This is a genomic window from Streptomyces sp. NPDC046335, from assembly GCF_055587985.1.
This window is the reverse complement of record NZ_JBVJFF010000027.1, coordinates 1-7,408: the sequence shown is the minus strand read 5'-3', so window position 1 is coordinate 7,408 and position 7,408 is coordinate 1. Positions and strand designations below refer to the sequence as shown.

Sequence of the window (7,408 nt, the reverse complement as noted above, 5' to 3'; positions counted from 1 at the left end):
GGGACGGACAGGGGGAGAGGGGGGGAGCGTGAGGGGGGGCAGGGGAGGGAGGACGAGGGAGGGTCGGGCGCGCCGCCGGGATTCCACCCACCCCCCCCCCCCCCCCCCCCCCCCGCGCCATCTCAGGACAGCGGTTCCACCCACACGTCGCGGTAGCGGACCTTGTTGCCGTGGTCCTGGAGGCGGATGGCGCCGGCTGCCGGCGACTCCGGGGCGCCCGCGCCCGTGGGGCCGTCGATGGCCACGTCGTCGTGGACCTTCTCGCCGTTCCAGACGACCGTGACCCGCGCGTCCGACGTCTTCTTGCCGTCCGCGTCGAAGCGGGCCGCGCGGAAGGTGATGTCGTAGGTCTGCCACGTCTCGGGCGCCGTGGAGGCGTTGAGGTCGGCGGCCTTCTTCTGGTAGATCGCCGCCGCCTCGTTGTCGGCGAGCTTCTTCACGCCGTACGAGTCGAGGATCTGCACCTCGTACCGGTCCTGGAGGTAGACCCCGCTGTTGCCGCGGTCCTGTCCCGTGACGTCGTCCGGGAGTTTCGGCACCCGGAACTCGACGTGCAGCTTGAAGTCCTGGAAGTGCTGCTTCGTGCGAAGGTCGCCGCAGCAGACCTCCATGGACTTCTCGGCGGTGTGCGGCCACTCGGCGCTGCGGCCGTCGGTGTGCTGCCACGCCGACGCGATGCTGCCGCCGGAGAAGAGGTCGACGCGGCTGCCGGGGCGGCGGACGTCGATCGCGTCGATGTTGACGTGCCCTGTGTCCTCGGCGCCCACCCCGTAGGTGATGGTGTTGTGGCCCTTGCGCAGTTTCAGGCGTTCCGTCTTGGTGGTCCAGCGGTTCCATTCGCCGGTCGACGGCAGGCTCGTCTGCTCGGCGGCGGCGCCGTTGACGCTGACACTGACCGTCTTGGTGCCGGGGGAGGGGTGCGGGCCGTTGGCGTAGCGCAGGCCGACGTCGTAGGTGCCCTTCTTCGCGACCTCGACGTCGAAGGACGCCTTGGCGCCCTTCTCGCCGAAGCCGTCGACGAAACCGGCGCCCGTGTATCCGGCGTGCTCGGTGTCGGTGCCCGCGCTGCCGGACAGCCGGGCCGATTCGGCGTCGTAGGTGGTGCTCGGGTCGTCGGGGCCGGGCTTGGCGTTGAGCGTGTACCAGGCCTCGGTGGACCAGAGCTGCTCGCCGGTGGAGGAGGAGAACGGGCGCGGCGAGCGGACGTGGACGACGCGGTCGCTCTTGAGGCCCGGGATCGTCAGCTTCACCTTCCGGCGGTCGGAGGAGAGTTTCGCCGACGTGACCGGCAGCGACTCCTCGTCGACCTTCGGGCCGCCGTAGGCGGGGGTGGGAGCGTAGCGCCACTGCTCGACGGAGTACGCGCCCTTGGTCAGCTTGTCGGCGGTCTCCTGCGACAGCGGCTTGGTGTAGGTGAGTTCGAAGCCGCCACGGGTGGCGCGCATCGTCTTGATGTCGAAGGCGGTCTTGCCGCTGGGGGTCAGTTTCTGCAGGCCGAAGCGGAGCTTTCCGGCCTGTCCCCAGTTGCCGTCGGCGCCGAGGCCGCCGGTGTAGATCGCGCCGTCGGGCCCGGTGCTGATGCGTGAGACGCCGGCTTCGAGACCCTGGGTGTGCCGGAACACGGCGCCCTGGTACTCGCCGTCGACCTCCTCCAGGTCCGCGCGCTGGAGTCCGCCGTAGGTGACGTCGCCGAAGACCATCTGCCCGGCGAACGGGCCCTTCTTCAGCTGCATCGGTGTGCTCGGGGAGTTGGCGATCTCGTTCTGCGGGAGCCAGAGCGCGGGCTTGGTGACGGGCTTGTCGTCGTAGGGCCCGTCGGGGTTCATGTAGTGGTTGAAGAAGCGGTCCTGCTTGATGTGGACCAGTTTGGACGCGGGCAGCCAGCCGCCCTGGTTGTCCGCGACGAACAGGTCATTGTCCGGGCCGCGGCCGATGCCGTTGGGGGTGCGCAGGCCTCCGGCGAGGTAACTGACCTTTCCGGTCGCCTTGTTGACCTTGATGGTCGTGCCGCGGTTCGGCGCGGGCTGCGGGTCGGTGGTCGCGCCGCCGTAGTTGATGGCGACGGAGAGGTTCAGATAGAAGTTGCCCTTTTCGTAGAGCAGTCCGAAGGCGAACTCGTGGAAGTTCTTGCCGTACGGCCACTCGGCGATCTTCCGCTTGTCGTCGGTGACGTCGTCGCCGTTGGTGTCGTTCAACTCGGTGAGCTGGTGTTTCTCCGACACATACAGCTTGCCGTCCACGTACTTGATGCCCATCGGCTCCTTGAGCCCGTCGGCGATCTTCTTGTACGTGACCTTCTCGGGGCTGGTGTCACCGGTGACGTGGTCGAGCAGGTACACCTCGCCCTTGTTCTCGTTGCTGCCGCCCCAGGTGGAGACCGCGAGCCGGCCGTCGGGCAGCCAGTCCATCGCGGAGACCTGCGGCTCGAAGCCCTTGGGGCGCAGGTCCGTCAGCTTGTAGCCGGGGTTGACCTCGGTGAGCGGCAGACCGTCACCGGGGGTGTCGTACGTCCCCTCGCACTCCTTGCGGCCGGGCGCGGTGACCCGTACGACACCGGCGTCCGTGCTGAGCACCGAGTTCGGGACGGTCTTGAACTCGCTCGCCCCCGGCGGCTTCCACTGGAGCGTGACCTGCTGGCCGCCGCCGGCGTCGAAGTGGTCGACGCGCAGCGACTGGTAGCCGGCGTTGAGCGTGATCTCGCCGTCCTTGGGCTCGGCGCCGTGCAGCCCGTCGTGGTCGATGACCTCCTGGTCGCCGAGGAAGAGCCGCGAACCGTCGTCGCTGATGAGCCGGAAGCCGTACGAGCCCGCCTCGGGCACGTTCAGGTTGCCGATGACCTGCGAGACGAAGTTGTCGTTGAACCCGAAGCCCTCGGTGGACGTCCAGTCGGCCGTCGGGATCAGCTTGTCGACGTTGGGGGTCTGGGCGGGCTTGAGGTCGCAGAGCTTCTTCAGCGGCGTCTGCACGTCGAACACCCGCAGTGTGACGCCGGGTTCCTGCGGCGGCAGGTCGGCGAACGGCTTCGGATCGTCCTTCGCGGCCGCGGCGGGCGCCAGCAGACCGCCGCCCAGCATGGCGGTGAGCAACAGAGCGGTGGATCTTCGGGCCGTGCGACGGGCTGTGCGACGAGCCGTGCGACGGGGCGTGCGGTGAGGCCGGCCGGGTATCGGCTCGGGGCGTGGCTTCACTCTTCCTCCTGCGTGCTTCCGGTGATTCCGGTACGGGTTACGCAGATTTCTTCAGCCAAAGCGACGCTCAGCGTAGGGAGGTTGTCCGGGGAGGTCCATACTTTGTCCAGAGAAAGGAAAAACTCTGGATGGCGCCGAGTCGCTACGCCCGCCATCCGGTGGGCGCGGGCAGGATGGGCGGGGGCGCACGGATGCCCCGGACCCGGAGGCAACGGTGAGCACTGACGCGCCCGCGTGGCCGAAGACGCAGGACCCGCGACCGACGACGTCCGTCGAGCAGCCGACGGACGCGGCCCCGCCTCTCACGGCGGCGCACCCGCACGCCACGATGTACTACGCGATCGGCGTCCTCCTCGTCCTGGGACGGCTGACCCCGGACGAAGCGCGGAACGTCCTGCGCAACATCTCCCAGCGCACCAACACCAAACTGCGGGACGTGGCCACGCTGCTCGTCCAGTGGGCCGCATCAGGCGAACTGCGCGCCGACATCCGCGGCGAACTGGCCCGCCAGCTCCGGCCCCACCCCGGACGCTAGCCACCACGTCATGCCACGCCGCTACGGCAGGGCGGGCGGGGTGATGTCGGTGTGCTCCAGCGGCTCGGGAGCCAGCGTGAAGGTGATGCGTGCGCCCTCGCGGTACCCGGGGTCGACGGCGATGGTGCCCCCGTGGAACTCGACGATCTTCTTGCACATCGCCAGGCCGATGCCGCTGCCGGGGTAGGCGTCCTTGGTGTGCAGCCGCTGGAAGATCACGAAGATCTTCTCCGTGAACTCCTCGGGGATGCCGATGCCGTTGTCGGTGACGGTGAAGCGCCACAGGCCGTCCTCGCGCACCGCCGTGACGTGGACCTTCGGCGCCACCCCCGGACGGCGGAACTTGACCGCGTTGGCGACGAGGTTCTGCCAGAGCATGCCCATCTGCGTGGGATCGGCGACCAGGGTCGGCAGCGTGTCATGGGTGATGACCGCCTCCGACTCCTCGATGCTGACGCTCAACGCGGACAGCGCCCGCTCGAAGACCTTGTTGAGGTCGACGTCCTCCTGGTCGTTGTGGAGCCGCCCGACCCGGGAGAAGTCGAGCAGGTCGTTGATGAGGACCTGCATGCGGTTCGCCCCGTCGACCGCGAAGTCGATGTACTGATCCGCCCGCGTGTCGAGCTGCCCGCCGTAGCGCCGCTGGAGGAGCTGGGTGAAGCTGGAGACCTTGCGCAGCGGCTCCTGCAAGTCGTGGGAGGCCACGTACGCGAACTGCTCCAGCTCCGCGTTGGAGCGCCGGAGGTCCGCCGCCTGCGCGTCCAGGCGCACCCGCGCCTCCTCCTTGAAGTCCAGCTCCCGCACGAGCCGCCGGCGCATGTGGTCGATCTCGCCGCTGAGGTGTTGCAGGTCGGCGGGGCCCGTCGGGGTGATGGGATGGTCGAAGTCGCCGCCGGCGATGGTGCGGGCGTCCGCGCCGAGGCGCTCCAGCGGCCGGTTGATGCCGCGCCGCAGGCCTTCGAAGACGACGGCGATGAGGGCCAGGACGACGATGCCGATGGCGCCGAACACCCAGTTGCGCACGGCCATCGTGTCCATCAGGTCCTCCCTGGCCCGGGCACGGTCGTCGCGCAGCGTCTTCTGCTGGTCCCTCAGGGCGGTCCGCACCTGGTCGAAGGAGGTCTTGCCCTCCTCGGCCCGCTCGGTGGCCAGCGGAGAGGGCGAGCCGGGCGGCGCGGCGGCGATCGGCCGGGCGATCCGCTCCTGCCACGTCGTCACGGCGTCCCGGACGGTCTTGAGGCCCTCAAGACCGGCGCGGTCGCCGTCCAGCAGCTCGCCGAGCTCCCTCATGCTGGCCTTCTGCTCGACCAGCCCCCGGTCGTAGGGGGTGCGGAACTCCCGGGTGCCGGTGAGCCCGTAGCCCCGGATGCCGGTCTCCTGGTTGAGCATGGCCGACTCGAGGCGGATCGCGGTGGTCAGGGCGGGGGAGCGTACGTCGGTGAGATCCGTGCTGAGGGACTCGGTGCGCGTCAGCACCCACGCCCCCGTCGACCCGAGCAGCACCAGGAGCAGCAGGGACACGGCCACTCCCACGCGCAGCCACCGCCGGGTGGTCCACGGGGAACGCCCGCGCACGCGCGCTTGCCTCTCGACGCCGCTCATCACTGGACTCCTTGCCGGGACAGACAGCCGCTTCCAAGGCGCGGCCAGCACACTCTAGAGGCTCGACAACATTTGTTGTCAGGCGGCCGCCCCGGGATCTAGAGTGCCGGACATGCCAGGCATGAACTTCCGGCTGCGGACCACTGCCCAGGAGATGGCCGCCCTCGCCGACGCGGCGGTCGGCGACCTGGCGCAGCGCCTCGCGCGCGAGCAGCTCGAAGTCCCCGCGCGTCCGGTACCGGACGACCCGGCGCAGGCCTTGGCCCTGCTGCACGTACTGGATCACCTTCAGCAGGCCGCCGAACGGCTGCGGCGTGACGCGGCCGTGGCCGCCGCCCACGCAGGTGCCGGATACCCCCAGATCGGCGCCGCCTGCGGCCTGACCCGCCAGGGAGCCCGGCGCCGCTGGCCGGGGCTTTTCCACTACTCCAACGAAAAACCCACGGAGCATCCGATGATCGCCACCCCCGCCCGCCCCTTCGACGTCCTGCTCGTCGAAGACGACGCCGCCGACGCGATGCTCATCGAGGAAGCTCTCAGCGAGCGCGGTGCGCGCAACCTGGTCCAGGTCACGGACGGAGTCGCCGCGCTCGAGCACCTGCGCGCCCCGGATTCCGCGCGGCCCGACCTCATCGTCCTGGACCTGAACATGCCGCGGATGAACGGCAGGGAGCTGCTGAAGGTCCTCAAGGCCGACGACGACCTCCAGACCATCCCCGTCGTCGTCCTCACCACCTCCAGCGCTCCCGACGACGTGAACGGCGCGTACAGCAGCCACGCCAACGCCTACGTGACCAAGCCCGTGAACCTGGAGGAGTTCGAGCAGGCCGTGCAGAGCATCGACGCCTTCTACCTCGACACCGCCACCCGGCCCCGCCCCTGAGCGTCAGACGGCGGCCGGTGCCGGGTGCCGGTCGTTGCCGTCGTCGCGTTCGACGTGGGCCCGTACGCGACGGCACGCGTGGGCGAGCAGGCGGGAGACGTGCATCTGCGAGATGCCGAGCTCCTCACCGATGCGCGCCTGGGTCATGTCGTGGAAGAACCGCAGGTACAGGATGCGGCGCTCACGTTCGGGCAGATGGGCCAGGCACGGCTTGACCGCCTCGCGCGCCACCACGGCGTCGAAGCGCGGCTCGGTCAGACCGAGGGTGTCGGCCAGCGCGGCGGAGCCGTCTTCGCTGCCCGCGCTGAGCTGGGCGTCCAGGGACAGGGCGCGGAAGCTCTCGATGGCCTCCAGGCCCGCCAGTACGTCCTCCTTGCTCATCTGCCCCTGCTCGGCGATCTGCGTCACCGTCGGGAAGCGGCCCGTACCGGTACTGAGCTCGCGGATGCTGGCGCGCACCTGATTGCGCAGTTCCTGCACGCGCCGGGGTACATGGACGTGCCAGGCGTGGTCCCGGAAGTGCCGCTTCACCTCACCGATGATCGTGGGCACGGCGTACGGGGCGAAGGGGCCGTACGCCGGGTCGTAGCGGTCGACGGCTTTGACCAGGCCGAGGGCCGCGACCTGCTCCAGGTCCTCGAGCTGCTCGCCGCGGTCGCGGAACTTGCCCGCCAGCCGACGGGCCATCGGCAACCAGGCCTCGACCAGTTGGGTGGCCAGCCGCTGTCGTTCCGGGCCGGGGGGCAGCGCGGCCAGGCGTTCGAAGTCGGCGGCGGTGTCCGGCGCGTCCGGGCGGCGGTGGGGGCGTCCTGCCCTCGTCGGCATGTGCGTGGCCTTCCCGTGGGACTGTCGTGATCAACAGCACGGGAGCGCGACGAGGCACACCTAGGGACGGCCCCGAAGGGTCCGCTCCCGCGGATGTGCCTGGTCCTCAAGCACGTCAAAAGGCCGTTTGTCCGCGATATCGGGGACCGGACAGACGTCCGGCCCCCGATATCGCTTCCGGGACTTTTCTGATCGTACGGCTCTGTCGCGCGAAGGCGCCGCAGCGTGCGGCACACGGGTCATGGCGTGTGCCGCGTGTTCGCCCCGCGGGATCGTTCTACTCGCGGTCCATGAGGCCGGTGCGGAGTTTGGTGATGGTGCGGGTGAGGAGGCGGGAGACGTGCATTTGGGAGCAGCCGAGGTGGTCGGCGATGT

6 protein-coding genes are annotated in these 7,408 nt (G+C 69.8%); 2 read left to right on the top strand and 4 right to left on the bottom strand.

The genetic code is table 11. The annotated features are described in order from the left end of the window. Positions 1 to 122 precede the first annotated feature (122 nt). Positions 123 to 3,074 (bottom strand): 3-keto-alpha-glucoside-1,2-lyase-like domain-containing protein, encoded by a 2,952-nt coding sequence (locus tag ACZ6JY_RS39635; protein ID WP_469204359.1) that lies wholly within the window; start codon positions 3,072 to 3,074, stop codon positions 123 to 125. Positions 3,075 to 3,402: 328 nt separating this feature from the next. On the opposite strand from ACZ6JY_RS39635, the gene ACZ6JY_RS39630 reads away from it, so the two are divergent. Then, complete coding sequence (locus tag ACZ6JY_RS39630) at positions 3,403 to 3,723, top strand: ANTAR domain-containing protein (RefSeq protein WP_469204300.1); 321 nt, start codon at positions 3,403 to 3,405, stop codon at positions 3,721 to 3,723. A gap of 21 nt (positions 3,724 to 3,744) precedes the next feature. On the opposite strand, the gene ACZ6JY_RS39625 is transcribed toward ACZ6JY_RS39630, so the two are convergent. Continuing rightward, positions 3,745 to 5,325, bottom strand: coding sequence for a sensor histidine kinase (locus ACZ6JY_RS39625; protein WP_469204298.1), 1,581 nt, complete (start codon positions 5,323 to 5,325; stop codon positions 3,745 to 3,747). 112 nt (positions 5,326 to 5,437) lie between these two features. Between ACZ6JY_RS39625 and ACZ6JY_RS39620 the strand changes: the two genes are divergently transcribed. Continuing rightward, positions 5,438 to 6,208, top strand: a complete 771-nt coding sequence (locus tag ACZ6JY_RS39620; protein ID WP_469204296.1) for a response regulator — start codon at positions 5,438 to 5,440, stop codon at positions 6,206 to 6,208. A gap of 3 nt (positions 6,209 to 6,211) precedes the next feature. On the opposite strand, the gene ACZ6JY_RS39615 is transcribed toward ACZ6JY_RS39620, so the two are convergent. Beyond that, positions 6,212 to 7,033: a SigB/SigF/SigG family RNA polymerase sigma factor gene (locus tag ACZ6JY_RS39615; RefSeq protein ID WP_469204294.1), complete on the bottom strand. Its 822-nt coding sequence runs from the start codon at positions 7,031 to 7,033 to the stop codon at positions 6,212 to 6,214. Positions 7,034 to 7,310: 277 nt separating this feature from the next. After that, on the bottom strand, positions 7,311 to 7,408 hold a 98-nt coding region (locus tag ACZ6JY_RS39610), incomplete at its 5' end, for a sigma factor-like helix-turn-helix DNA-binding protein (protein ID WP_469204357.1).

Bases quoted from the DNA above. Each gene is read 5' to 3' on its own strand.
- ACZ6JY_RS39635 (WP_469204359.1), bottom strand. From the start codon at position 3,074: ATGCTGGGCGGCGGTCTGCTGGCGCCCGCCGCGGCCGCGAAGGACGAT.
- ACZ6JY_RS39625 (WP_469204298.1), bottom strand. From the start codon at position 5,325: ATGAGCGGCGTCGAGAGGCAAGCGCGCGTGCGCGGGCGTTCCCCGTGG.
- ACZ6JY_RS39620 (WP_469204296.1), top strand. From the start codon at position 5,438: ATGCCAGGCATGAACTTCCGGCTGCGGACCACTGCCCAGGAGATGGCC.
- ACZ6JY_RS39615 (WP_469204294.1), bottom strand. From the start codon at position 7,033: ATGCCGACGAGGGCAGGACGCCCCCACCGCCGCCCGGACGCGCCGGAC.